Source organism: Modestobacter versicolor (assembly GCF_014195485.1).
GTDB classification, from domain to species: Bacteria; Actinomycetota; Actinomycetes; order Mycobacteriales; family Geodermatophilaceae; genus Modestobacter; species Modestobacter versicolor.
Genome location: NZ_JACIBU010000001.1, coordinates 2,495,413 through 2,519,164, shown reverse-complemented (window position 1 = coordinate 2,519,164; position 23,752 = coordinate 2,495,413). Strand labels below are relative to the sequence as shown.

General features: G+C 74.2%; 20 protein-coding genes and 1 riboswitch. Of the genes, 12 read left to right on the top strand and 8 right to left on the bottom strand.

Going from position 1 to position 23,752, the window contains the following annotated elements; all coding sequences use genetic code 11:
- Positions 1-53: 53 nt before the first annotated feature.
- Positions 54-2,849 (top strand): alpha/beta fold hydrolase, encoded by a 2,796-nt coding sequence (locus FHX36_RS12325; RefSeq protein WP_246405465.1) that lies wholly within the window; start codon positions 54-56, stop codon positions 2,847-2,849.
- Positions 2,846-3,703 carry an ABC transporter permease gene (locus FHX36_RS12320; RefSeq protein WP_110551759.1) on the top strand — a complete coding sequence of 286 codons (858 nt, stop codon included), beginning with the start codon at positions 2,846-2,848 and terminating at the stop codon, positions 3,701-3,703. Before FHX36_RS12325 ends, FHX36_RS12320 begins: the two co-directional genes overlap by 4 nt.
- A 10-nt stretch (positions 3,704-3,713) precedes the next feature.
- Here FHX36_RS12320 and FHX36_RS12315 read toward each other — a convergent pair whose 3' ends face one another.
- The gene (locus tag FHX36_RS12315; RefSeq protein WP_110551758.1) at positions 3,714-4,535 is read right to left on the bottom strand and encodes an HAD family hydrolase; all 822 of its coding nucleotides are present in this window, start codon (positions 4,533-4,535) and stop codon (positions 3,714-3,716) included.
- A gap of 60 nt (positions 4,536-4,595) precedes the next feature.
- Positions 4,596-4,724, top strand: a riboswitch (SAM riboswitch).
- Positions 4,725-4,736: 12 nt separating this feature from the next.
- Between FHX36_RS12315 and thrC the strand changes: the two genes are divergently transcribed.
- From thrC to groL, 3 genes are all read left to right on the top strand, one after another.
- A complete protein-coding gene (thrC, locus tag FHX36_RS12310) occupies positions 4,737-6,038 on the top strand; it encodes a threonine synthase (protein ID WP_220035892.1) in 1,302 nt (433 codons plus the stop codon).
- A gap of 190 nt (positions 6,039-6,228) precedes the next feature.
- Positions 6,229-6,429 (top strand): cold-shock protein, encoded by a 201-nt coding sequence (locus tag FHX36_RS12305; protein ID WP_110551757.1) that lies wholly within the window; start codon positions 6,229-6,231, stop codon positions 6,427-6,429.
- A 271-nt stretch (positions 6,430-6,700) separates the two neighbouring features.
- The gene (gene groL, locus FHX36_RS12300; RefSeq protein WP_110551756.1) at positions 6,701-8,332 is read left to right on the top strand and encodes a chaperonin GroEL; all 1,632 of its coding nucleotides are present in this window, start codon (positions 6,701-6,703) and stop codon (positions 8,330-8,332) included.
- Between the two features lie 197 nt (positions 8,333-8,529).
- On the opposite strand, the gene FHX36_RS12295 is transcribed toward groL, so the two are convergent.
- Positions 8,530-8,877, bottom strand: a complete 348-nt coding sequence (locus tag FHX36_RS12295; protein ID WP_110551755.1) for a VOC family protein — start codon at positions 8,875-8,877, stop codon at positions 8,530-8,532.
- 24 nt (positions 8,878-8,901) lie between these two features.
- Here FHX36_RS12295 and FHX36_RS12290 point away from each other — a divergent pair, with 24 nt between their 5' ends.
- Complete coding sequence (locus FHX36_RS12290; RefSeq protein WP_110551754.1) at positions 8,902-9,744, top strand: DUF72 domain-containing protein; 843 nt, start codon at positions 8,902-8,904, stop codon at positions 9,742-9,744.
- On the opposite strand, the gene FHX36_RS23950 is transcribed toward FHX36_RS12290, so the two are convergent.
- Together FHX36_RS23950 and FHX36_RS12280 are read right to left on the bottom strand one after the other, a co-directional pair.
- Positions 9,702-10,697 carry a Gfo/Idh/MocA family protein gene (locus FHX36_RS23950; protein ID WP_110551753.1) on the bottom strand — a complete coding sequence of 332 codons (996 nt, stop codon included), beginning with the start codon at positions 10,695-10,697 and terminating at the stop codon, positions 9,702-9,704. The two genes, FHX36_RS12290 and FHX36_RS23950, sit on opposite strands and share 43 nt — an antisense overlap.
- Positions 10,694-11,056 carry a VOC family protein gene (locus tag FHX36_RS12280; protein ID WP_110551752.1) on the bottom strand — a complete coding sequence of 121 codons (363 nt, stop codon included), beginning with the start codon at positions 11,054-11,056 and terminating at the stop codon, positions 10,694-10,696. The genes FHX36_RS23950 and FHX36_RS12280 overlap by 4 nt, the downstream gene beginning before the upstream one ends.
- 17 nt (positions 11,057-11,073) lie before the next feature.
- Here FHX36_RS12280 and FHX36_RS12275 point away from each other — a divergent pair, with 17 nt between their 5' ends.
- A complete protein-coding gene (locus FHX36_RS12275; RefSeq protein ID WP_110551762.1) occupies positions 11,074-11,349 on the top strand; it encodes a DUF4031 domain-containing protein in 276 nt (91 codons plus the stop codon).
- Here FHX36_RS12275 and FHX36_RS12270 read toward each other — a convergent pair.
- Positions 11,321-11,947, bottom strand: a complete 627-nt coding sequence (locus FHX36_RS12270) for an HD domain-containing protein (protein WP_110551751.1) — start codon at positions 11,945-11,947, stop codon at positions 11,321-11,323. The genes FHX36_RS12275 and FHX36_RS12270 overlap by 29 nt on opposite strands.
- A 42-nt stretch (positions 11,948-11,989) precedes the next feature.
- On the opposite strand from FHX36_RS12270, the gene FHX36_RS12265 reads away from it, so the two are divergent.
- Positions 11,990-12,763 (top strand): LURP-one-related family protein, encoded by a 774-nt coding sequence (locus FHX36_RS12265; protein ID WP_110551750.1) that lies wholly within the window; start codon positions 11,990-11,992, stop codon positions 12,761-12,763.
- A 278-nt stretch (positions 12,764-13,041) separates the two neighbouring features.
- On the opposite strand, the gene FHX36_RS12260 is transcribed toward FHX36_RS12265, so the two are convergent.
- Complete coding sequence (locus FHX36_RS12260) at positions 13,042-14,463, bottom strand: glucose-6-phosphate dehydrogenase (protein WP_110551749.1); 1,422 nt, start codon at positions 14,461-14,463, stop codon at positions 13,042-13,044.
- A 184-nt stretch (positions 14,464-14,647) separates the two neighbouring features.
- Between FHX36_RS12260 and FHX36_RS12255 the strand changes: the two genes are divergently transcribed.
- The 3 genes from FHX36_RS12255 (at position 14,648) to FHX36_RS23545 (ending at position 18,443) form a co-directional block, all read left to right on the top strand.
- On the top strand, positions 14,648-15,142 hold the full coding sequence (locus FHX36_RS12255) for a DUF7282 domain-containing protein (protein ID WP_110551748.1): 495 nt from the start codon (positions 14,648-14,650) through the stop codon (positions 15,140-15,142).
- Positions 15,143-15,287: 145 nt separating this feature from the next.
- On the top strand, positions 15,288-15,413 hold the full coding sequence (locus FHX36_RS23550) for a hypothetical protein (RefSeq protein ID WP_258372659.1): 126 nt from the start codon (positions 15,288-15,290) through the stop codon (positions 15,411-15,413).
- A 42-nt stretch (positions 15,414-15,455) separates the two neighbouring features.
- Positions 15,456-18,443: a helix-turn-helix transcriptional regulator gene (locus tag FHX36_RS23545; RefSeq protein WP_183513773.1), complete on the top strand. Its 2,988-nt coding sequence runs from the start codon at positions 15,456-15,458 to the stop codon at positions 18,441-18,443.
- A 143-nt stretch (positions 18,444-18,586) separates the two neighbouring features.
- On the opposite strand, the gene FHX36_RS12245 is transcribed toward FHX36_RS23545, so the two are convergent.
- Complete coding sequence (locus FHX36_RS12245) at positions 18,587-20,335, bottom strand: DEAD/DEAH box helicase (protein ID WP_258372939.1); 1,749 nt, start codon at positions 20,333-20,335, stop codon at positions 18,587-18,589.
- A 366-nt stretch (positions 20,336-20,701) separates the two neighbouring features.
- On the opposite strand from FHX36_RS12245, the gene FHX36_RS12240 reads away from it, so the two are divergent.
- Positions 20,702-21,898: an aminotransferase-like domain-containing protein gene (locus FHX36_RS12240; protein WP_110553429.1), complete on the top strand. Its 1,197-nt coding sequence runs from the start codon at positions 20,702-20,704 to the stop codon at positions 21,896-21,898.
- Positions 21,899-21,979: 81 nt separating this feature from the next.
- On the opposite strand, the gene FHX36_RS12235 is transcribed toward FHX36_RS12240, so the two are convergent.
- Positions 21,980-23,665, bottom strand: coding sequence for a DNA repair helicase XPB (locus tag FHX36_RS12235; protein WP_110553430.1), 1,686 nt, complete (start codon positions 23,663-23,665; stop codon positions 21,980-21,982).
- Positions 23,666-23,752 lie beyond the last annotated feature (87 nt).

Below are 23,752 nucleotides of genomic sequence, written 5' to 3'. Positions count from 1 at the left end.
CCTCCGTGCGCACCGCTGCCGGCAGGCCCCTCCTGAGCCCCGCGGTCGCCGCGTTGCTCACCGCCCTGCTGGCGCTGGCCGGTGTGGTCGCCGGCGCCGGCCCCGCCCGCGCCGCCGAGGACGTCGCGACCGAGGACGCGCGCATCCCCTCGGGGGAGGGTGCCGACGCCGTCGAGCTGGACACCACGCTGTACCTGCCCGCGACGGCGACCGCCGACGACCCCGCGCCCGCGGTCCTGCTGGCCCACGGCTTCGGCGGCAGCAAGGACTCCGTCGCCGCCGACGCCCGTGACCTGGCCGGCCGCGGCTACGTCGTCCTCGCCTGGTCGGCCCGGGGCTTCGGCGCCAGCACGGGGCAGATCGGCCTGGACGACCCGCGCTTCGAGGTGGCCGACGTCAGCACGCTGCTGGACGTGCTGGCCGAGCGCGACGACGTCGAGCTCGACGCCCCGGGCGACCCGCGGGTCGGCATCGCCGGCGCCTCCTACGGCGGGGCGCTGGCCCTGCTCGCCGCCGCCTACGACGAGCGGGTCGACGCGATCGCCCCGCAGATCACCTGGAACTCGCTCACCACCGCGCTCTTCCCCGACCAGGCCGGCATCGAGGCCGACGCGGACACCCCGGCGGCGACCCCGCGCACCGGCGACGCCGGCGTCTTCAAGCGGCTGTGGTCCGGGCTGTTCTTCGGCGTCGGCTCGGTGCCCACCGGCGACGGGCTGCTCGGTGCGCTCACCGGCGGGGGCGGCGACGCCGGCGCCAGCGCCCCCGACCTGTCCGGGCTGGACCCCGCGCTGGTCACCCAGGCGCTGACCTGCGGCCGCTTCCGCGCCGACATCTGCGCGGCCTACCAGTCGGCCGCGGCGAGCGGGACGCTCACCCCCGAGGTCGCCGCCGTGCTCGACCGCAGCAGCCCGGCCGGCGTGCTGGACCGGATCACCGCGCCCACCCTGCTGGTGCAGGGCACCCAGGACTCGCTGTTCACGCTGGGCGAGGCCGACGCGAACGCCCGCGGCATCGCCGCCAACGGCACCGACGTCAAGGTGGTCTGGTACGCCGGCGGCCACGACAGCTCCGCCTCCGAGCGGGTCACCGGCGAGCTGCGCGAGGAGGTCACCGGCTGGTTCGACCACCACCTGCGCGGCACCGGCCCCGACCCGGGCACCGGCTTCAGCTACCCGGAGCCGACCGGGCTGGGCGGCGGCATCGGCAGCGTGCAGGGCGGCACCCAGACCGTGGAGGTCGGCGGCTACCCCGGCCTGTCCGGCGACCGGGTCCGGCGCACCGAGGTGCCGGTCGAGGGCGGGGTGCAGCCGGTGGTCACCCCGGCCGGAGGCAGCCCCGCCGCGCTGTCCACGCTGCCCGGCCTCGGGTCGGTCACGGCCGCGCTGGGCGGCACCACGCTGGAGATCCCCGGCCAGTCCGCCGTCTTCGACAGCGCCGAGCTCACCGAGGCGCTGGACGTCGTCGGGGCGGCGACGGTCACCCTCGAGGTGGCTGCGCCGAGCGGGTCGGCGACGCTGTTCGCCAAGCTCTACGACGTCGCCCCCGACGGCACGACCACCCTGCCCAGCGGGCTGGTGGCACCGCTGGCGCTCACCGGGCTGTCCGCCGACCCGGCCGCGCCGACCGAGGTGCCGGTGACGCTGCCGGCGGTCGTGCACCGCTTCGAGGTCGGCCACACCCTCCGGCTCCAGGTGTCCACCACCGACCAGGCGTTCGCCCTGCCGGTGACCGCGGCGGTCGACTCGATCGGGCTGGCCGACGGCGCGGCGCTCTCCGTGCCCGAGGTCCCCGGGTCGGTGCAGGCGACGGCCGGCTCGACGCGCTGGTGGGTGCTGCTCGGCGTCCTCGCCGTCCTGGCGCTGCTCGGCTGGCTGGCTGCCCGGCTCGTCGGCCGCCGCCGCAGCGCGCGGATGTCGGTCGCCTCACCCGACGGGGAGGACGTGCCGCTGCGGTTCGCCGGCGTCACCAAGGCCTACAAGGACGGGTTCGTCGCCGTCCGGGACCTCTCCTTCGAGGTGCGCCGCGGCCAGGTGCTCGGCCTGCTCGGCCCCAACGGCGCCGGCAAGACCACGTCGCTGCGGATGCTGATGGGCCTGATCCGCCCCACCGAGGGCCGGATCGAGGTCTTCGGCCACGCCGCCGGGCCGGGTGCCCCGGTGCTCTCCCGGCTGGGCTCGTTCGTCGAGGGCACCGGCCTGCAGCCGCACCTGACCGGCCGGGACAACCTCACGCTGTACTGGGCCGCCACCGGCCGGCCGCTGGCCGACGCGCACCTGGAGGAGGCGATCGAGGTCGCCGGGCTCGGGACGGCGCTGGACAAGCCGGTGCGCAGCTACAGCCAGGGCATGCGCCAGCGGGTGGCGATCGCCCAGGCGATGCTCGGCCTGCCCGACCTGCTGGTGCTCGACGAGCCGACCAACGGGCTGGACCCGCCGCAGATCCACGCCATGCGCGACGTGCTGCGCTCCTACGCCGAGACCGGCCGCACGGTGATCGTCTCCAGCCACCTGCTCAGCGAGATCGAGCAGACCTGCAGCCACGTCGTCGTCATGGCCAAGGGGCAGAAGATCGCCCAGGGCACCGTCGAGGAGATCGTCGGCACCGGGGGAGCGGTGCTCATCGGGCTCGCCGACGACGCCGACGCCGACCGCGCCGCCGAGCTGCTGGCCGGGATGCCGGGCACCGGGCCGGTCGAGCGCACCGAGGAGGGGCTGGTCGTCGACCTCGGCGGCACCAGCCGGGCCCAGGCGCTGGCCGCCCTGGTGCGCGCCGGCATCGGCGTCGACCAGCTGAGCCCGCGCCGTCGTCTCGAGGACGCGTTCCTGTCGCTGGTGGGGGAGTCATGAGCACGTCGACCGGAGCCGCGGCCGGGTACCGGCCGGAGCGGACGCTGCGGCTGGGCGTCGAGCTCCGCCGGCAGTTCAAGCGGCGCCGGACGATCGGCGTCCTCGCCCTCATGGCGGCGCTGCCGCTGATCCTCATCGGGGCGCTGCAGCTGGGCGGCGCGGAGGAGGCGGAGGAGAACAGCCGGGTCAACCTGGTCGACGTCGCGACGGCGAGCGGGCTGAACCTGACCCTGTTCGTCCTCTTCGCCACCACCGGCTTCTTCCTGGTGGTCGTGTTCGCGCTGTTCTTCGGCGACACCGTGGCCAGCGAGGCCTCGTGGGGGTCGCTGCGCTACGCGCTGGCCACCCCGGTGCCGCGGTCCCGGCTGCTCCGGCAGAAGTGGCTCGCCGCGCTGGTGCTGTCGGTCGGCGCGATGGTGCTGCTGGTCCTGGTCGCGGTGGTGGCCGGCGGGATCGCCTACGGCTTCGGCGACGTGCAGACCCCGCTCGGGGTCGCGCTGGAGCAGCGGACGGCGCTGGTCCGGCTGGCCGGGATGGTCGGTTACCTCGCCGTCCACCTGCTCGTCGTCGGCACCCTGGCGTTCTGGCTGTCCACGGTGACCGACGCGCCGCTCGCCGCGGTCGGCGGTGCGGTGTTCACCACGGTGGTCTTCGCGGTGCTCGAGCAGGTGGAGCAGCTGGGCGGCATCCGCGACTGGTTCCCCACCGCGTTCAACTACGCCTGGACCGACCTGCTGCAGAGCCAGTTCGACTCCGGCGACCTGTTCCGCGGGGTCGTGCAGGGCCTGGCCTGGTCGGCGCTGTTCACCGCGCTCGCCTTCCGCCAGTTCGCCCGCAAGGACGTCACCAGCTAGCGGCGGACCTTCACAGGCTGGCGAGGACCGCCTGGGCCCAGCCCTCGCCCATCGCCGCCTCGGTCACCGCGGCGTTGGGGACGGCGGAGATCCGCTCGTCCATGCCGGTGACCGCGGCCCCGTTGGCGGTGACCCAGAGCCGGCCGACGGCGGGGGCCATCTCCAGGTCGCTGACGCTGTCGCCCACCGCCACGGCGTCCGCGGCGGTCAGGCCCCGGCGGGCGAGGTCCCAGCTGATCGCCGCGCCCTTGGAGATCCCGCGCGGCATCAGGTGGTAGACGTGCGGCGGCAGCGCGTCCTCGGCCAGCGTCATCCGCGGGGTCGCCGGCACCGCGCCGTTGTCGTTCATGGTCAGCCAGCCCCAGCCGCGCTCGGCCAGCCAGCTGTCGACCGCCGCGGCGTCGACCCGGCCGCGCAGCAGCGCGTCGGCCGAGTGGGCGGTGTGCCAGGGCTCGTGCCACTCCAGCCGGCCCGGGTGGGCGGCGACCAGCTCCTCGACCACGCCCAGCTCGGCCATCACCGACATCGGGGTGCGCCCGGCGAACTCCGCGGGCAGGTCGCCGGTGAGCAGGTGGGTCTCCCGGCCGCCGGCCCAGCTCACCAGCGACCCGAGCTCGGAGATCGCGCCGTCGGCGGCGAAGATCCGCGCGGCCTCCAGCAGCTGCGCGTGCGTCCGGCCGCTGACCAGCACCAGGACGGCGCCGGAGCGGTGCAGGGCGAGCAGCGCCTCGGCCGGCGTCGCGGTCAGGCCGCGCTCGGCGGTGTGCCAGAACGAGCCGCGCGGGCCGACCATCGTGCCGTCGAGGTCGGTGTAGACGATGCGGGTGGCCACCGCCTCATCCTGGCCGGTCGGCCCGGCGGGCCGGCGCCCCGGGTAGAGTCCTCGCCGTTCCACTCATCCAGAGGGGCAGAGGGACACGGCCCGATGAAGCCCCGGCAACCGCCGCCTGCGCGCACGCGCAGCGGGAGGTGCCAATTCCGTCCCGCGCGGCTCGACGGCCCGGCGCGGGGAAGATGAGGAGGTAGTCGTCGAATGACCATGACCGCTCCCGGTTCCGCCCAGGCAGACGTCACCGCTGGTGGGCCCGTCCCGCCGAACCCGGCACGGGGCCTGGTGTGCCGCAACTGCGGCGCCACCTTCGGCCTGATCGCCGAGCACGCCTGCGCCGAGTGCTTCGGCCCGCTCGAGGTCGACTACGACCCCGAGCTGATGCGTGCGGTCACCCGCCAGCAGATCGAGGCCGGCCCGCAGAACATCTGGCGGTACGCCGCCCTGCTCCCGGTGGGGCAGGACCCGGCCGACCGGGTCACCCTCGACCCGGGCATGACCCCGCTCGTGCGGGCCGACCGGCTGGCCGCCGAGCTCGGCCTGACCGGCGGCCTCTGGGTCAAGGACGACTCGGCCAACCCGACCCACTCCTTCAAGGACCGGGTGGTCAGCCTCGCCGCGACCGCGGCGAAGAGCTTCGGCTACGCCAAGATCGCCTGCGCCTCGACGGGCAACCTGGCCAACTCCGTCGCCGCGCACGCGGCCCGGATGGGCCTGCCGTCCTTCGTCTTCGTGCCCAGCGACCTGGAGCCGGGCAAGATCGTGCAGTCGGCCGTCTACGGCCAGGCGCTCATCGCCGTCGACGGCAGCTACGACGACGTCAACCGGCTGACCAGCGAGCTCGCCGAGACCGACGAGTTCGAGGACACCGCCTTCGTCAACCAGAACGTCCGGCCCTACTACGCCGAGGGCTCGAAGACGATGGGCTACGAGATCGCCGAGCAGCTGGGCTGGCGCATCCCGGCCCAGGTCGTGATCCCGATGGCGTCGGGCTCACTGCTGACCAAGGTCGACAAGGCCTGGCGCGAGCTGGTCGCCGCCGGCATCGTCGAGGACACCGGCTGGAAGGTCTTCGGCGCCCAGTCGGCCGGCTGCGACCCGATCGCCACCGCCTTCGACAACGGCTGGGACGTCGTCAAGCCGGTCAAGCCGACCGGCATCGCCAAGTCGCTGAACATTGGCAACCCCGCCGACGGCCCCTACGCGCTGGACGCCATCCGGCGCACCGGCGGGTCGGTCGGCCGGGTCGGTGACGACGAGATCGTCGCCGGGATCCGTGACCTGGCCCGCACCACCGGCGTCTTCGCCGAGACCGCCGGCGGGGTGACCACCGCGGTGCTGCGCCAGCTGGTCGAGGACGGCCGGCTCGACCCGACCCAGGAGGTCGTCGTCCTCAACACCGGTGAGGGGCTCAAGACCCTCGACCCGCTGCTGCCGGTCGTCGGCCCGTCGCACCACGTGCAGCCGTCGCTGAAGTCGCTGCGCGAGGCCGGCCTCATCGCCTAGACACGCCCGGCGCGACACCCGGTACCACACCGCCGGGGGAGTCGCGACACCGACCAGTGACCTGGGACACCAGTTCCTGTACCGTTCCGCGCGGTTCTACTCCCACGTTCGTGATCGACGGGCGGAAGAGCAAGACCCCGGCCCCTCGATCAGGAGTGGCCGTCCGCACGCACGAAACGTGGGAGCACACGTGGCACAGGGCACCGTGAAGTGGTTCAACGCCGAGAAGGGCTTCGGCTTCATCGCCGTCGACGGCGGTCAGGACGTCTTCGTCCACTACTCGGCCATCCAGATGGACGGCTACAAGAGCCTCGACGAGGGCCAGCGGGTCAGCTTCGAGGTCGTCCAGGGCGAGAAGGGCCCGCAGGCCGACGCCGTCCGCAGCGTCTGAACTGCACAGCCCCGAGGCCCGGTCCCCTGCAGGGGGCCGGGCCTCGCTGCGTTCCCGGGCCCGGGAACAAGCCTCGGCGACCCCCCGTTCTTGCACTCGCACAGGCCGAGTGCCAGACTCCTTACTGGCACTCACGCCTGTCGAGTGCCAATCAGGTCGGAACGGTGAGGTACCGGTACGTGGGCCGCAGGAGCGTCCACGGCGCTGGTGCCGTCCGTCGCGGGCGCCGGACCCGGCCGTGCAGCGATCCACGCTCGGAGGACATCACCACATGGCCAAGATGATCGCGTTCAACGAAGAGGCGCGCCGCGGCCTCGAGCGAGGGATGAACACCCTCGCCGACGCCGTCAAGGTGACCCTCGGCCCCCGTGGCCGGAACGTCGTGCTCGAGAAGAAGTGGGGTGCCCCCACCATCACCAACGACGGTGTGAGCATCGCCAAGGAGATCGAGCTCGAGGACCCGTGGGAGAAGATCGGGGCCGAGCTCGTCAAGGAGGTCGCCAAGAAGACCGACGACGTCGCGGGTGACGGCACCACCACCGCCACCGTGCTCGCCCAGGCCCTCGTCCGCGAGGGGCTGCGCAACGTCGCCGCCGGCGCCAACCCGATGGCCCTGAAGAAGGGCATCGAGAAGGCCGTCGCCTCGGTCTCCGAGTACCTGCTGTCCACCGCCAAGGACGTCGAGACCAAGGAGCAGATCGCGGCCACCGCCTCGATCTCCGCCGCGGACCCGGCCATCGGCGAGCTCATCGCCGAGGCGATGGACAAGGTCGGCAAGGAAGGCGTCATCACCGTCGAGGAGAGCAACACCTTCGGGCTCGAGCTCGAGCTCACCGAGGGCATGCGCTTCGACAAGGGTCACCTGTCGGCCTACTTCGTCACCGACACCGACCGCATGGAGACCGTGCTCGACGACCCGTACATCCTGGTCGTCAACTCGAAGATCTCCTCGGTCAAGGACCTGCTCCCGCTGCTGGAGAAGGTCATGCAGTCCGGCAAGCCGCTGGCGATCATCGCCGAGGACGTCGAGGGCGAGGCCCTCGCGACCCTGGTGGTCAACAAGATCCGCGGCACCTTCAAGTCGGTCGCCGTCAAGGCCCCCGGCTTCGGTGACCGTCGCAAGGCCATGCTCGCCGACATCGCCATCCTCACCGGTGGCCAGGTCATCAGCGAGGAGGTCGGCCTCAAGCTCGACAACGCCGACCTGTCGCTGCTGGGCCGCGCGCGCAAGTTCGTCACCACCAAGGACGAGACGACCATCATCGAGGGCGCCGGTGACGCCGACCAGATCCAGGGTCGCGTCAACCAGATCCGCGCCGAGATCGAGAAGTCGGACTCCGACTACGACCGCGAGAAGCTGCAGGAGCGCCTGGCCAAGCTGGCCGGCGGTGTTGCGGTCATCAAGGCCGGTGCCGCCACCGAGGTGGAGCTGAAGGAGCGCAAGCACCGCATCGAGGACGCGGTGCGCAACGCCAAGGCCGCCGTCGAGGAGGGCATCGTCGCCGGTGGTGGCGTCGCCCTGGCGCAGGCCACCACGGTCGCGTTCGAGAAGCTCGACCTCGAGGGTGACGAGGCGACCGGTGCCAACATCGTGCGCGTCGCGCTCGAGGCCCCGCTGAAGCAGATCGCCATCAACGCCGGCCTCGAGGGTGGCGTCGTGGCGGAGAAGGTCCGCAACTCCGAGACCGGCTGGGGCCTCAACGCCGCCACCGGCGAGTACGTGGACCTGATCGCGGCCGGCATCATCGACCCGGCCAAGGTCACCCGCTCGGCGCTGCAGAACGCCGCTTCCATCGCGGCGCTCTTCCTCACCACCGAGGCCGTCATCGCCGACAAGCCGGAGAAGAACGCCCCGGCCATGGCCGGCGGCGGCGACGGCGGCATGGGCGGCATGGACTTCTGAGTCCACCGCTCGGCGCCAGCTGAGCACTGCACCACCCGCACTGCCCGGCAGGGGCGGTCCCGCACTCGCGGGGCCGCCCCTGTTGGCGTTCCACGGGCCCTCGGGCTCCCGCTGCGGTGATCATGGAGCTGCGGTGACGGCGCGCCGGTGTGACGCGGTGTGTCGCCCCCCCAACGCCATGATCGCCGCGGTGAGGGTCACTCCCGGCTGAAGACGCAGAACTCGTTGCCCTCGGGGTCGGCCAGCACGTCCCAGTGCACCTCGTCGTCCCGGCGGCGGAGGAGGGTGGCGCCCAGCGCGAGCAGCGCGCCGGTGTCGCCGACCACGTCGTGGTGCATGCGGTTCTTCACCGTCTTGCGCTCGGGCACGCGGTTGACCCAGATGCTCGGGCCCGTCCCGGCGGGGTCGACGATCAGCACCGGCTCGGACTCACCGCCGTCGCGGTCGCGCCGGTAGCCCATCGCCGCGCACCACCAGTCGGCCAGCGCCTGGTGGTCGACGGCGTCCAGGCAGAGGTCCAGGAACCGTGCGGGGGAGTCGCCCATGGCCGAGCAGGGTAGGCGGCCGGGGTGACGGTGATCATCGGGACGTCGGGCTGGCAGTACCGCGACTGGCGGGGCCGCTTCTACCCGGAGGCCATGCCGCAGCGGCTGTGGCTGGAGCACCACGCTGCGCACTTCGCGACCGTCGAGAGCAACAACGCCTTCTACCGGCTGCCGGAGAAGAGCACCTTCGAGCGCTGGCGGGAGCGCACCCCGCCGGACTACCGGTGGGCGGTCAAGGGCAGCCGGTTCCTCACCCACATCAAGCGGCTGCGCGACCCCGAGGAGCCCGTGGCCCGGCTGATGGACCGGGTGGCCGGGTTGGGCGACCGGCTCGACGTCGTCCTGCTGCAGCTGCCGCCCACCCTCAAGGCCGACGTCGACCTGCTCAGCGCCTGCCTGGGCCAGTTCCCCGCGGGCACCCGGGTCGCCGTCGAGCCGCGGCACGAGAGCTGGTGGACCGACGACGTCCGGGCACTGCTGGAGCGCTACCAGGCCGCGCTCTGCTGGGCCGACCGCGCCGAGCAGCCGGTCGCCCCGCTGTGGCGCACCGCGGAGTGGGGCTACCTGCGGCTGCACACCGGGGCGCAGGGCTGGGGCTACCCACCCGAGACGCTGCAGCTGTGGGCGCAGCGGCTGGCCGACACCTACGGGGACGACGACGTCCTCGTCTACTTCAACAACGACCCCGGCGGGGCCGCCACGGTCGACGCCGTGACGTTCGCCGAGGCGGTGCGCGCCACCGGCGGCACGCACACCCGGGTGCCGACGGCGGCCGAGGCGAGCGGTGCCGCCTGGCCGCCGAAGCCGCCGCCGAAGAAGCCCCGTCAGAGGACGGCGGCGTCCTCGGCGAACGTCACGCCGAGCTGACCGGAGGCCTGCTCGAGCACGTCCTGGACCGCGAGCGTGTCGGCCAGCGGCATCACCGCGCTCTCGCCCCGCCCGGCCCGCACGCACTCGGTGACCTCGATGAGCTCGTGCGAGTACCCGCCGCCGAGCTGGGGGAGGGTGATCTCCTCGGGCTCGGCGCCGGCCCGGTGCAGCACGATCGTCTGCGGGTGGTGGAAGCGCGGCAGCACGTCGATCCAACCCGCCGTGCCGAACACCCGGGCCTGACCGGGCAGCGCGTTGCGCAGCGAGGTCATCAGCGTCGCCGAGCGGCCGTCCGCGTACCCGAGCAGGAGCGACACCTCGGCGTCGACCCCGGTCTCGAAGGTCGAGCCGGTCGCGGTGACCGTGTCCGGGTCGCCGAGCAGCATCTGGGCGAAGGAGACGACGTAGACGCCGAGGTCGAGCAGTGCCCCGCCGCCGAGCTCCTTGGCGAAGAGCCGGTCGGTGGGGTCGAAGTCGCGCTGCACGCCGAGGTCGGCCTGCACCGAGCGCACCTCGCCGATGGCGCCCTCGGCGATCAGCTCCCGCAGCCGGACGACGGCCGGCTGGAACCGGGTCCACATCGCCTCCATGGCGAAGACACCGGTCTCCCGGGACAGGTCGGCCACCTCCCGGGCGCCGGCCACCGTGGCGGTGAAGGCCTTCTCGACCAGCAGCGCCTTGCCCGCGCGCAGGGCGGCGAGGGCGATCGCGTGGTGCTGCGGGTGCGGGGTGGCGACGTAGAGGACGTCGACCTCGGGGTCGGCGAGGACGTCGGCGTACGAGCCGTGCGCCCGCTCGATGCCGTGCCGGCCGGCGAAGTCCTGCGCGCGCTGCAGCGAGCGCGACGCGACGGCCACCGCCCGTGCGCCCTCGACGACGGCGAAGTCCGCCACCACCTTCTCGGCGATGCGGCCCGGTCCCACGACTCCCCAGCGGATCTCCTCGGTCACGACCCAGACGCTAGCGGGGAGCCGAACCGGAGCAGGTTGCCGTCCGGGTCGACGTGCGCGCCCTCACGCATCCCGTAGGACGTGTCCACGGGCGAGGTCGTGCGCCCCACTCCGGTGGCGACCAGCAGAGCGGCCACCGCGTCGGCGTCCGGCACGTGCAGGAACACCGCCGACGCGGTTCGGAGTGGATCGTGACCGGGCACGACGGCGAGGTGGAGTTCGAGACCGGCCCAGGCGGCGAAGCCGTAGGTGTCGTCATGTCGACTCGTCGAGAAGCCGAGGGCCGCGTAGTGGGCCAGTGCCCGGTCCAGGTCGGCCACCGGGAGGACGGGGGACGCATGCACGTGGACGTCGTCCATGCGTGGAGACTGGCACGGTGGCCGTGCTGATCGACAGTCCCGTGTGGCCCTGGCGGGGGCGCAACTGGTCGCACCTGGTCAGCGACGTCGGCTACGACGAGCTGCACGCCTTCGTGGCCGAGCACCTGGGCATGCCGCGGCGGGCGTTCCAGGGCGACCACTACGACGTCCCGGAGGACCTCTACGACGAGGCGGTGGCCGCGGGCGCGGAGCCGGTGGGCTCCCGGGAGCTGCTCCGGCGGCTGGTGGCCGCCGGGCTGCGGCTCAAGAAGAACGCGCGCGCAGCAGGCTGAGCTCGGCGGTCAGGTTCGCCCGGGCCGGCTCGGCCCACCGCGCCGCGGCCGCCGGCGTCCGGAACAGCGCGGGCAGCGCCAGCAGGTGCTCCAGGACGGCGGTGCGCCCGGCGGTGAACTCGGCGTCGGAGAGGTGCCCGTACTCCTCGCGGACCGCCGTGGCGTAGGCGACGTAGGCCGCCGGCGGGCTCGCCAGCACGGCCAGGTCGGCGTCGCAGAGGACGGCGCCGTTCGCGTCGTCCGGCTCCGGGGCGTGCCCGGCGGTGAGCAGCACCAGCCGCTCCACCTCGTCGACCGTCGCGTCGTCCACCAGGCCGAGCAGGCCGATCCGGGCGCGGGCGGCGCTGGCCTCCTCGTTGTCGCTGCGCAGCGGGTCGTAGGCCACGTCGTGGTACCAGGCGGCCAGCCGGACGGCGGTCGGGTCGGCCGCGGCGTCGCTGAGCTGGTCGACCAGCCCGAGCACGGCGGCCAGGTGCGCGAGGTCGTGGTAGCGGCGGTGCGGCTCGCTCCAGGCGCCGACGACGGCTGCCCACTCGGTGCGCGAGGTGGGGGAGTCACCGGCCAGCGCCGCCCAGTCCTCGAAGTCCACCCCGGCCACGCCGCGAGTCTGGCACGCGGGTCGGCGGCTACCGTCCCGGCCATGACGCAGTCCCCGCCCCCACCGGGCTGGTACCCCGACCCCGCCGGCGGCGCCGGCACCCGCTGGTGGGACGGCCAGGGGTGGACCGAGCACGTCCAGCAGCCCCCGGCCCCCGCGCCCGTACCCGTGCAGCAGGCAGCCCCGCAGGCGTTCCCGCAGGGCGGGGGCTGGCCGCGGTCGGTGCTGCTGGAGCAGCCGGTCCTGGTCGTCAGCCAGAAGACCAAGCTGATCGAGCTGACCAACGAGTACGCCGTGTTCGACGGCAACGGTCAGCAGCAGGGCGCCGTCGTCGAGGTCGGCCAGAGCACCGTGAAGAAGGCGGTGCGGCTGCTGTCCTCCTTCGACCAGTTCCTCACCCACCGGCTCGAGGTGCGCGACGCGACCGGGCCGGTGCTGGTGCTCACCCGGCCGGCGAAGCTGGTGAAGTCGCGCGTCCAGGTGGCCCGGCCGGACGGCTCCCCGGTCGGGGAGATCGTGCAGGCCAACGCGTTCGGCAAGATCCGCTTCGACCTCGTCGTGGGCGGTCAGCTGCTGGGCGCGATCCAGGCGGAGAACTGGCGGGCCTGGGACTTCGCGATCACCGACGGGTCGGGGCGGGAGATCGCCCGGATCACCAAGAAGTGGGAGGGCCTGGCCCGGACGGTGTTCACCACCGCGGACAACTACGTCGTCCAGGTGCACCAGCGGCTGGAGGAGCCGCTGGCCAGCCTGGTGCTGGCCTCGGCGCTCACCGTCGACACCGCGCTGAAGCAGGACGACCGCGGCTTCAACTAGGAGGACCCGCCGCCCCCCACCGTTCGCGAGCTCATGGCGGGACCCTGCGCCGGGGCCGCTCCAGCACGTCACCAGGGGTAGAGTCGGGGACGTCCGGGCCGGGCGACCTGTGTCCCCGGGCTCCACTAGATAACTGCCGCCGCGGAACACCGCCCCGACCTCGGTCGGGGGCTGGAGCCGCGGATGTGCAAACCGCCGCGAGGCGACCAGCGTCCGGCTCGGACCCAGACGCAGAACGGCCCCCGTCCACCAGGACGGGGGCCGTTCGCGTGGAGCCGCTACTCCTCGGTCTGCCCCAGCAGCCAGCCGTGCTCGCCGGCCAGCGCGTTGGCCTCGGCCGGGCCCCACGAGCCGGGCGCGTAGGGGTGCACCTCGGGCCGCTCGTCGAGCACCGGCTGCAGCGCCCGCCAGGTCTGGGCCAGGCCCTCGCTGGTGGTGAACAGCGACCGGTCGCCGACCAGCACGTCGTGGATCAGCGAGACGTAGGGCGCCAGCGGCTCACCGCCGGGGATCTTCGACAGGTCCAGCGACACCCGGGCCGGGGCCATCGCGAGGTCCGGGCCGGGCCGCTTGGCCATGACGTCGATGTCGACCGCGCCGGCCCCGGCGAGCGACAGGGAGATCACGTTGCCGTTGGCCGGCACGTCGTCGACCGGGCCCTTCGGCCGGTGCAGCACCAGGCTCACCCGCTGCTGCTTGGCCGCCATCCGCTTGCCGGTGCGCAGCAGGAAGGGCACGCCGCGCCAGCGGCCGGAGTCGATGAACAGCCGGGCGGCGACGAAGGTGTCGGTGTCGCTGTCGTCCGGCACGCCGTCCAGCTCGCGGTAGCCCTCGAACTGGCCCAGGACGACGTCCTCCGGTGCCAGCGGGCGGAACTTGCCGAGCACCGACTCGCGCGCGGAGAGGATGTCGTCGGCCGAGAAGCTGACCGGTGGCTCCATGGCGACCTCGGCCGCCACCTGGAACAGGTGGGTGACCAGCATGTCCAGGGTCGCGCCGGTGGCGTCGTAGAAGTCGGCGCGGTCGGCGACGTCGAGGTCCTCGGGGACGTCGATCTGCACCTGCGCCACGTGCTCGCGGCTCCAGATGTGCTCGAAGAGCCCGTTGGCGAAGCGGAGCACGTGCAGGTCCTGGGTGCCCTCCTTGCCCAGGAAGTGGTCGATGCGGAAGACCTGGTCCTCGGAGAACACCGAGTGCACGAGGTCGTCGAGCTCGCGGAAGGCGTCGGGGGAGTCGCCGAACGGCTTCTCGTAGACCACCCGGGCGCCCTCGCCCAGGCCGTGGGCGCCCAGCGCGCGGGTGTAGCCGGTGAACGCCTTGGGCGGGAGGGAGAGGTAGTGCACGAGCTGCGCGTCCTCGCCGATCTCCTCGCGGGCGGTGGACAGCACGTCGAGCAGCTGGCCCGGGTCGTCGGCGGTGAAGCCGCCGCCGGCGAAGCGCAGCCGCTTGGCGAAGTCGTCCCAGGGGCCCTCCTCGGGCTTGCGGCCGAACTCCTCGAGGGCGCCGCGCACGTGCTCGACGAACTCCTCGTCGGTGCGCTCGCCCCGGCCGCTGCCGATCAGCCGCCAGTCGTCGGGCAGCAGGCCGTGCTGGGCCAGCTCGAAGAACGCCGGCAGCACCATCCGGCGGGCCAGGTCCCCGGTCGCGCCGTAGAGCACGAAGACGGTCGGGGTCAGTTCGTTCGTCCCGGTGTGGGGCACGGTGCTCCTCTCCTCGACGTCGCAGGGCGGACGCCGGTCGGTCTGGTGGGTTCCCTCGGCGGCTGGTCCCCACGCCAGTGAGGTGGACGTCCCGGAGAGGTCTGTCGTGTGGAACCACGAGCCCGTGGGCAGCAGTCCCGGTGTGAGACCCCATCTTCGTGCATCCCTCGCCGTCCCGTCCGCTGTGGCCGTCCTCCTGCTCGCCGGTTGCGGTGACGACGCGCCGGAGGGCGACGCCCCGGCGTCGTCACCGGCCACCGCGGGGGAGACCACGGTCGCCCCAGGGGGCCAGGCGGGCAGCGACCAGCAGGCCGACCTGTCCTTCGAGGACCAGGAGGGTGACGGCAGCAGCGCCGTCGTCGACACCGTCTCCGCGCCGCAGGGCGGCTTCGTCGTCGTCACGGTCGACGAGGACGACCGGCCGGACGACGGCACCGTGCTCGGCTCGACCCAGCTGCAGGTCGGGACGACGGACGACGTCGAGGTCGCGCTGGAGCCCGCGCTCACCGAGGACACCGACCTCGAGGCGACCCTGTTCGCCGACACCGACGGCAACGGCGAGTTCGACCAGGACACCGACCAGCCGGTGCCCGAGCCGGTCTCCGGTTCCGATGACGACGACGACTCCTCGGACGACTCCGACGTGGTCGACGACGGCGCGGAGTACGCCGTCCGCTGAGCCCTCCTGAGGTGCGTCTGAGGCCCCTCAGACGCACCTCAGGCCCGGCCGACCCGCAGGACTGCGTGGTCGACCGATGCCCGGGCCACCCCCTCAGGACGACCGTTCCTCTCGTTCCACCCGGACGAGATCCAAGGAGACGGTCATGACCCACTACCCGAACGCCGCCCTCGAGGCCGAGCTGGCCTACCGCCGCGAGCAGGTCGCGAAGTCCTTCGCCACCGGCAGCCGGCGTGGTTCCTGGATCGCCCGCCGCCGGCGCGCGCACTGAGCGCGCACGTCGGTGTCCGTGCCCTCTGCCACGATCGGCGCCATGCCGCGCTGGGACGAGGGTCCGCTGGTCGGCCGCGCTGACGAGCTCGCGCGGCTGATGGCGCACGTCGACCGGGCGGTCGAGGGCCGGCCGTCGGCGGTCCTGGTCGCCGGGGACGCCGGCGTCGGCAAGACCCGGCTGCTCGACGAGCTGTCCCGCCGGGCCGCCGAGCGCGGCCTGCGGGTGCTCACCGGCCACTGCGTCGACCTCGGCGACGTCGGCCTGCCCTACCTGCCCTTCGTCGACCTGCTGCGGCCGGTCGTCGCCGACCCCGAGCTGGCGCCCGGGCTGGCCGACCACCCGGTGCTCGCCGGGCTGCTCACCGGCCGGCCGGGTGCCGCGGCGGTCCCCACCGACGAGGTGGACGGCGGCAGCCCGCTGGCCCGCGGCGCGTTCCGCCCCCCGGCGGACGACGGCCGGCTGCAGCTGTTCGAGGCGGTCGCGTCGCTGCTCAGCGACCTCGCCGAGGACCGCCCGCTGCTGGTCGTGCTGGAGGACGTGCACTGGGCCGACCGCTCCAGCCGTGACCTGCTCCGCTACCTGCTCGCCCGGCTGGCCGAGGACCCGGCGGTCGTGGTCGTCGTCTCGTACCGCGCCGACGACCTGCACCGCCGCCACCCGCTGCGGCCGCTGCTGGCCGAGCTCGTCCGGCTGCCCGGCGTCGACCGGCTGGCCCTCGAGCCGCTGCCCGCCTCCGACGTCGAGGCGCTGGTCCGCGGGCTGGCCTCGGCCTCCGGTGGGGTCCCCGCGGCCACCGTCGAGGACGTCGTCGCCCGCGCCGAGGGCAACGCCTTCTACGCCGAGGAGCTGCTCGCCGCGGGTCTGGCCGGCGAGGCGCTGCCGATGGGGCTCACCGACGTCCTGCTGGCCCGGGTCGAGCAGCTGACACCGGCGGCCCAGCAGGTGCTGCGGGTCGCGGCCGTCGCGGGCCGGCAGGTGCGGCACGAGCTGGTCTCCGCCGTCTCCTCGCAGTCGCCGCAGGAGACCGAGCAGGCGCTGGCCGAGGCGGTGCACCACCACCTGCTGGTCGTCTCCGAGGACGGCCGCTACCGCTTCCGGCACGCGCTGCTGCGCGAGGCCGTGCTCGCCGACCTGCTGCCCGGCGAGCGGGTGCGGCTGCACGCCGAGGTCGCCGCGCACCTCGCCGCGCACCCCGGGGCCGGCACCGCCGCCGAGCGCGCGCACCACGCCCGGGAGAGCAACGACCTGCCCGGTGCGTTCAGCGCCTCGCTGGAGGCGGCCGACGCCGCCCGCCGGGTCGGCGCCCCGGCGGAGCAGCTCCAGCACCTGGAGACGGCGCTGGCGCTCTGGTCCGCCGTCCCCGACGCCGCCGAGCGGGCCGGTCGCGAGCAGTGGGTGCTGCTGCTGGACACCGCGGCGGCGGCCCGGGCCATCGGCGAGCTGCACCGCGGTGTCGGGCTGCTGCGCTCGGCCCAGCAGCTGCTCGGCCCCGACGGCGACCCGGAGGCGCGGGCGCGGGTGCACTACACGCTGGCCCAGGCGCTGACCCGGATCGAGGAGGCCGGCGAGGCGCTGCGGGAGAGCACGGCCGCGATGGCGCTGGTGCCCGCCGACCCGCCCTCGCCGGTGCGCACCTGGGCGGCGGCCGCGCACGCCCGCACGCTCTACTCGCTGGGGCGGGTGGCCGAGGGCGACGTCGCCGCGATCGAGGCGCTGGTCGCCGCCGACGCCCTCGGCCTGGACAGCGCGTGGGCCGACACCGCGGTCTCGCTGGCCCGGCTGCAGGACTCCGGCGACCTGCCGACCCTGCGTGCCCGGCTGCACGAGGCCCGTGAGCGCGCCGAGCGGTCCGGTGACCCCGACGTCGAGATGCGGGTCTGGTTCAGCCTGGCGATCGTCGCCTACGAGGCCGGGGAGGTCGCCGAGACGCTCGAGCACGCCGCGGCCGGGCTGGCCCGGGCACGCGCGCTGGGCATGGAGTGGTCCTTCTACGGCGCCGAGCTGCGGCACCTGGAGGTCGTCGCCCGCTACGTCGGCGGCGACTGGGACGGCAGCCTGCGCGCCGCCGACGAGGTGGCCCGGGTGCCGGACATGGCCGCCCACGTGCGGGCCGGCGGCCTGCTGGTGCTGGTCGGGCGGGGCGACCCGCAGGCGCGGCAGCGGCTGGCCTGGGCGCAGGGGCTGGCGACGCGGTGGGACGCCCACGTGCTGCTGATGCTGGCCACCGTCTCCGCGGAGATCGAGCTGGCCGCGGCCGAGGGCGATGCGCGCACGGCGGCCGAGCGCGCCCGCTGGGCCGACGACCGGCTGCACCAGCTGTGGGGCGAGGACCGCCTGGCCACGGTGCGGCTCGTCGCGACCGCGCTGGCGGCGGTCGCGGACGCCGCTGCCGCCGCCCGGCTGGTCGGTGACGCCGAGGCGCTGGCCGGCTGGCAGGCGGAGGCGGAGTCCCTCGCCGACGCCGGCCGGACGGCGGCCCGGGCGCACGACCCGGCGATCGGCGCGGCCGGCCCGGAGGCCCGGGCGTGGGAGGCGCGGCTGGAGGCCGAGGCGCTGCGGGCACGCGGCGTCCCGGCGCCCGAGCAGTGGCGCGCCGTGGTCGAGCTGTTCGGGTACGGCAACGTCTACGAGCAGGCCCGGTCGCGGTTCCGGCTGGCCGAGGCGCTGCTGGCCACCGACGACCGGGCGGGGGCGACGGCCGAGCTGGCCGCCGCGCACGAGGTGGCGGTGCGGCTCGGGGCGGCGCCGCTGCGCACGGCTGTCGAGGCGCTGGCCCGGCGCGGCCGGCTCGAGTTCGCCGGTGCCCCGCGGGCCGTCGACGTGGGCGCCGTCCTCACGCCGCGGGAGCAGGAGGTGCTGGCGCTGATGGCGGCCGGCCGCACCAACCGGCAGATCGGCGCCGAGCTGTTCATCAGCGAGAAGACGGCCAGCGTGCACGTCAGCAACATCCTGGCCAAGCTCGGCGCCGGCGGCCGCACCGAGGCGGTCGCGATCGCCGCGGCCCGCGGCCTGCTGACCGCGAGTTGATCATCGGCGTCCGGCTGCCTCTGCGGGCGTGTCGGGCAGCCACTCGGCGATGATCGGCACCGCGGTGCACGCGTTCCGCCTGCATTGCCGGCGCTGCAGCACGAGCAACGCGCACGGAGGGCGTGCACGAGCGGAGGAGCGCCTCAGAGCATGGTGCGGAGACGCTCCCGGCGGGCGCGCAGCACGTCGACCGACGCCGACGCCGACGGCGGGCCGGGCACCGACTGGCGCAGCTGGGTGTGCACCACGGCCTGCGGGGTCGAGGTCTTGGCCGCGATCCGGTTGACCAGCCGGTTGATCTCCCGGCGCAGCTCGGCGACGTCGCGCCAGCCGTTGCCGGCCACCGGCTCCTCGGGGTGGTCCTCGACCACCATGAAGCCGTCGTCGTCCCCGCGGCGGTGCGAGGCGGCGACCCGGATGCGCAGCTCGTCGTCCCGCTTGGCCAGCAGCTCGGCGGTCTGCGCGGCGGTCAGCAGCCCGGGGATGCCCAGGAAGTCCTCGTCCTCGGGCTCGACCACCGTCGTCCCCGGCGAACCCTCACCGGTGTGCGCCGTCCCGCTGTGCAGCACGTGCGCGAACCGGGCGTCGGCCTCCAGCGCCTCCCACTTCTGCAGCTCACCCTCGCGCGGCTCGCGGGGCGGCAGGTCGAGCGCCTCCAGCTCCTCGTCGGGCTGCGACTTCGGCGGCGGCATGACGTGGTTGCGCTGCTCCTCCATCGACGCGGCCAGCGCCAGCAGCGGCCGCACCGCCGGGAGGAAGACCGTCGCCGACTCGTGCGCCCCGCGGGCACGCACCACGCGCCCGACGGCCTGGGCGAAGAACAGCGGCGTCCGGTAGGAGGTCATCCAGGCCAGGACGGCGGCGCGGGGCACGTCGACGCCCTCGGAGACCATCCGCACGCACACCGCGATCCGGGCCCCGCCGAGGTTGAACTTCTCGATCTTCTTCGACGCTTTCGGGTCGTCGGAGAGGATCAGCTCCGGCGCCTTCCCGGTGACCCGGCGGACGATCTTGGCGTACTCGCGGGCGTCGTCCTGGTCGCTGGCCAGCACCAGCCCGGCGGCGTCCGGCATCCCGGTCTCGCGCAGGTGGGTGATCCGGTCGTCCATCGCGGCGATGACGTGCGGCACCCACTGGCCCTTGGGGTCCAGCGCGGTGCGCCAGGCCTGCATCTCCACCGAGCGGGTGCCGGCCTCGCTCAGCGAGGCGGCGACGACCTCGCCGGCGGAGTTCCGCCACCGCGACGTCCCGGTGTAGGCGGCGAAGACGACCGGCCGGACGACGTTGTCGGCCAGCGCCTCCTTGTAGCCGTAGGTGAAGTCGGCCATCGACATCAGGCCGCCCTGGCCCTCGAAGCCGTCCTCCATGTACCGCACGAACGGGATGCGCTCGTCGGCCTTGGTGCGGAACGGCGTCCCGGTCAGGCAGAGCCTGCGGGCCGCGCGGCCGTAGGCCTCCTCGACCGCCTCACCCCAGGAGAGGCCGTCACCGGCGTGGTGCACCTCGTCCAGGATGACCAACGTCTTCACGCTGGTGGCCCGGGCGGCGTGCAGCATCGGCTTGCCGGCGACCTGGGCGTACGTGGTCACGTACCCCTGCGTGCCGGGGCGCACCGGACCGACGGCGTTGGTCAGGTTGGGGTCGAGCACGATGCCCATCGCGTGCGCCGCGTCGGCCCACTGCATGCGCAGGTGGTCGGTCGGGCAGACGACGATGACGCGGGCGACCTCGCGCTTGGTGAGCAGCCGCTGGGCCAGCGTCAGGGCGAAGGTGGTCTTCCCGGCGCCCGGGGTCGCGGTGACCAGGAAGTCCTTGGGGGAGGACTCCTCGTACTTGCCGAGCGCGGCCTGCTGCCACGCCCGGAGCGGTCGGCTGGTCGTCTGCGGGCCCACGGCCTCCGCTCGCAATGCACTCCCCATGTCGGGGTCCATCTTGGTCGGCGGAGGGGCAACACGCCCAACCGGGTACCTCCCGCGCGCGTCCGGACCGACGACGTATAGGACGCCGCCGCACCCGGTCTGACCTGCACGTTCAGCCGGACGGCGGGCGGACTGTGGCGCTCGTCATGCCCGTGCCGGACCGACCCGTCACGCCCCGCCGGTCCCGTCGTCCCCAACCGCACCGCAGGGGGTCGGCGGGCCGTAGGATCGGCCCGGCTCCTCGACCAGGAAGCCCCTCCGGTGCGGACGGCCGCGGCACACCCAGCCGCCCTCCAGCACCGCCTCCCGTACCGAGAAGCCGCTTCCTGGAGTCCTGCCGTGACCTCGTCCCTCGTCGCCACCCCTGCCCTCGCCCAGCGCCTGCGCGGCGTCGCCAGCTCCCCGGTCCGCGACCTCCTGGCGCTGCTCGACCGCCCCGAGGTCGTCTCCTTCGCCGGCGGCCTGCCCGCGCCCGAGCTGTTCGACCTCGAGGGCATCCGCGCCGCCTTCGCCGCGGTGCTGTCGACCCCGGCCGGCCGCCGGCACCTGCAGTACGCGCCCACCGAGGGCAACCGCGACCTGCGCACCCAGGTCGCCCGGCGGATGACCGGCCGCGGCCTGCCCACCGGGCCCGACGACCTGCTCGTCACCACCGGCTCGCAGCAGGCGCTGACCCTGCTCGCGACCGCCCTGCTCGACCCGGGCGCCGTCGTCGCGGTCGAGGACCCGACCTACCTCGCGGCGCTGCAGTGCTTCCAGCTCGCCGGCGCCCGCGTCGTCCCGGTCCGCTCGGACGACGACGGCATCGACCCCGACGCGCTGGCCGACGTCCTGGCACGTGAGCGGCCGACGCTGCTCTACCTGGTCCCGACCTTCGCCAACCCGACCGGGCGCACCCTGCCGCTGGAGCGCCGGGCCGCGGTCGCGGAGCTCGCCGCCCGGCACGGCACCTGGGTGGTCGAGGACGACCCGTACGGCGAGCTGCGCTACCGCGGGGCGCACGTGCCGGCGCTGGCGGCCCAGCCGGGGGCCGAGGACCGCGTCGTCCACCTGGGCAGCTTCTCCAAGGTCGCGGCGCCGGGCCTGCGGCTGGGCTGGCTGCGGGCACCGGCCGAGCTGCTGCGCGCCCTCACCGTCGCCAAGCAGGCCGCCGACCTGCACACCTCGACGATCGACCAGGCCGCCGCCGCGCACCACCTGGCGACCGTCGACCTGGACGCGCACGTCCGGCGGCTGTGCGCCGCCTACGCCGAGCGCCGGGACGCGATGGTCGCCGCCCTGCCCACCGCGCTGCCGGCCGGCAGCACGTGGAGCGACCCGGACGGCGGCATGTTCGTCTGGGCGCGGCTGCCCGGCGCCGTCGACACCGCCGACCTGCTGCGGACGGCGCTGGGCCACGACGTCGCGTTCGTGCCCGGCGCCCCGTTCTTCGCCGGGACGCCGGACCGCGCGACCCTCCGGCTGTCGTTCACCACCAATTCACCCGCCCGGGTCACCGAGGGCATGGCCCGGCTGGGCCGCGCCCTCCGGACCTGAGCGCACGACGAGATGCGCCCCGCTGCTGGGTCCGCGATCGGGGACCCAGCAACGGGGCGCATGTCGGTGCGAAACGGGGCCTCAGTCGGCGGGCTCGTCCACCCAGTCCGGGCCGTTGACCTCGCCCGGGCCGGCCAGGTCGGCGGCGTCCACGATCGTGTACGCGTAGCCCTGCTCGGCCAGGAAGCGCTGCCGGTGCGCGGCGTACTCGCTGTCCAGGGTGTCGCGGGAGACCACGGTGTAGAAGTGCGCCTGCCGGCCGTCGGCCTTGGGCCGCAGCACCCGGCCGAGGCGCTGGGCCTCCTCCTGCCGCGAGCCGAACGTCCCGGACACCTGCACCGCGACCGCGGCCTCGGGCAGGTCGATGGAGAAGTTGGCGACCTTGGAGACGACCAGGGTCTTGATCTCGCCGGTGCGGAAGGCCTGGAACAGCCGCTCGCGCTCCTTGTTCGTCGTCGACCCCTGGATCACCGGGGCGTCCAGGGCCACGCCGAGCTCGTCGAGCTGGTCGAGGTAGGCGCCGATGACCAGCTTCTGCTCGTCGGGGTGCCGGTCGAGCACCCGGCGGATCACCGGCAGCTTCGACTGGGCGGTCGCCGCGATGCGGTAGCGCTCCTCGGGCTCGGCGACCGCGTAGGTCATCCGCTCCTCGTCGTCCAGGCTGACCCGCACCTCGACGCACTCGGCCGGCGCGATGTACCCCTGCGCCTCGATGTCCCGCCAGGGGGCGTCGTAGCGCTTGGGCCCGATGAGCGAGAAGACGTCGTCCTCGCGCCCGTCCTCGCGCACCAGCGTCGCGGTCAGCCCGAGGCGGCGGCGGGACTGCAGGTCGGCGGTGAGCCGGAAGATCGGCGCCGGGAGCAGGTGGACCTCGTCGTACACGATCAGGCCCCAGTCCTGGGCGTCGAACAGGTCCAGGTGCCGGTACTCGCCCTTCCGGCGGGTGGTGATCACCTGGTAGGTGGCGATGGTGACCGGCCGGATCTCCTTGCGCTCCCCGGAGTACTCGCCGATCTCCTCCTCGGTCAGCGACGTGCGCGCGATCAGCTCGCGCTTCCACTGCCGGCCGGAGACGGTGTTGGTGACCAGGATCAGCGTGGTCGCCTTGGCCTCGGCCATCGCGGCCGCGCCGACCAGGGTCTTGCCCGCACCGCAGGGCAGCACGACGACGCCCGAGCCACCGGCCCAGAAGCCGTCGACGGCCTCCTGCTGGTAGTCGCGCAGGTGCCAGTCGGCCTGGTCCAGCTCGATCGGGTGCGCCTGCCCGTCGACGTAGCCGGCGAGGTCCTCGGCCGGCCAGCCGACCTTGAGCAGCGCCTGCTTGAGCCGGCCGCGCTCGGAGGGGTGGACGACGATCGAGTCGGCGTCGATGCGGGCGCCGAGCATCGGGGCCACCCGCTTGCTGCGGACGACCTCCTCCAGCACGGCCTTGTCGGTGCTGGTCAGCGTCAGCCCGTGCACCGGGTGGTTGGCCAGGGTCAGCCGGCCGTAGCGGTCCATCGTGTCGGCGACGTCGACCAGCAGGGCGTGCGGCACGGGGTAGCGCGAGTACCGGACCAGCGCGTCGACCACCTGCTCGGCGTCGTGCCCGGCGGCGCGCGCGTTCCACAGCGCCAGCGGCGTCACCCGGTAGGTGTGCACGTGCTCGGGGGAGCGCTCCAGCTCGGCGAACGGGGCGATCGCCGCCCGGCACTCCTTGGACAGCGGGTGGTCGACCTCGAGCAGCAGCGTCTTGTCGGACTGGACGATCAGGGGGCCGTCGCTCACGCGTTCGCATCCTTCGGCTGGGGGCTCCGGCGCAGACGTCGCGCGCGGACTGTCCACGGTAACGCCGCGGGACGACGTCCCCTTCCG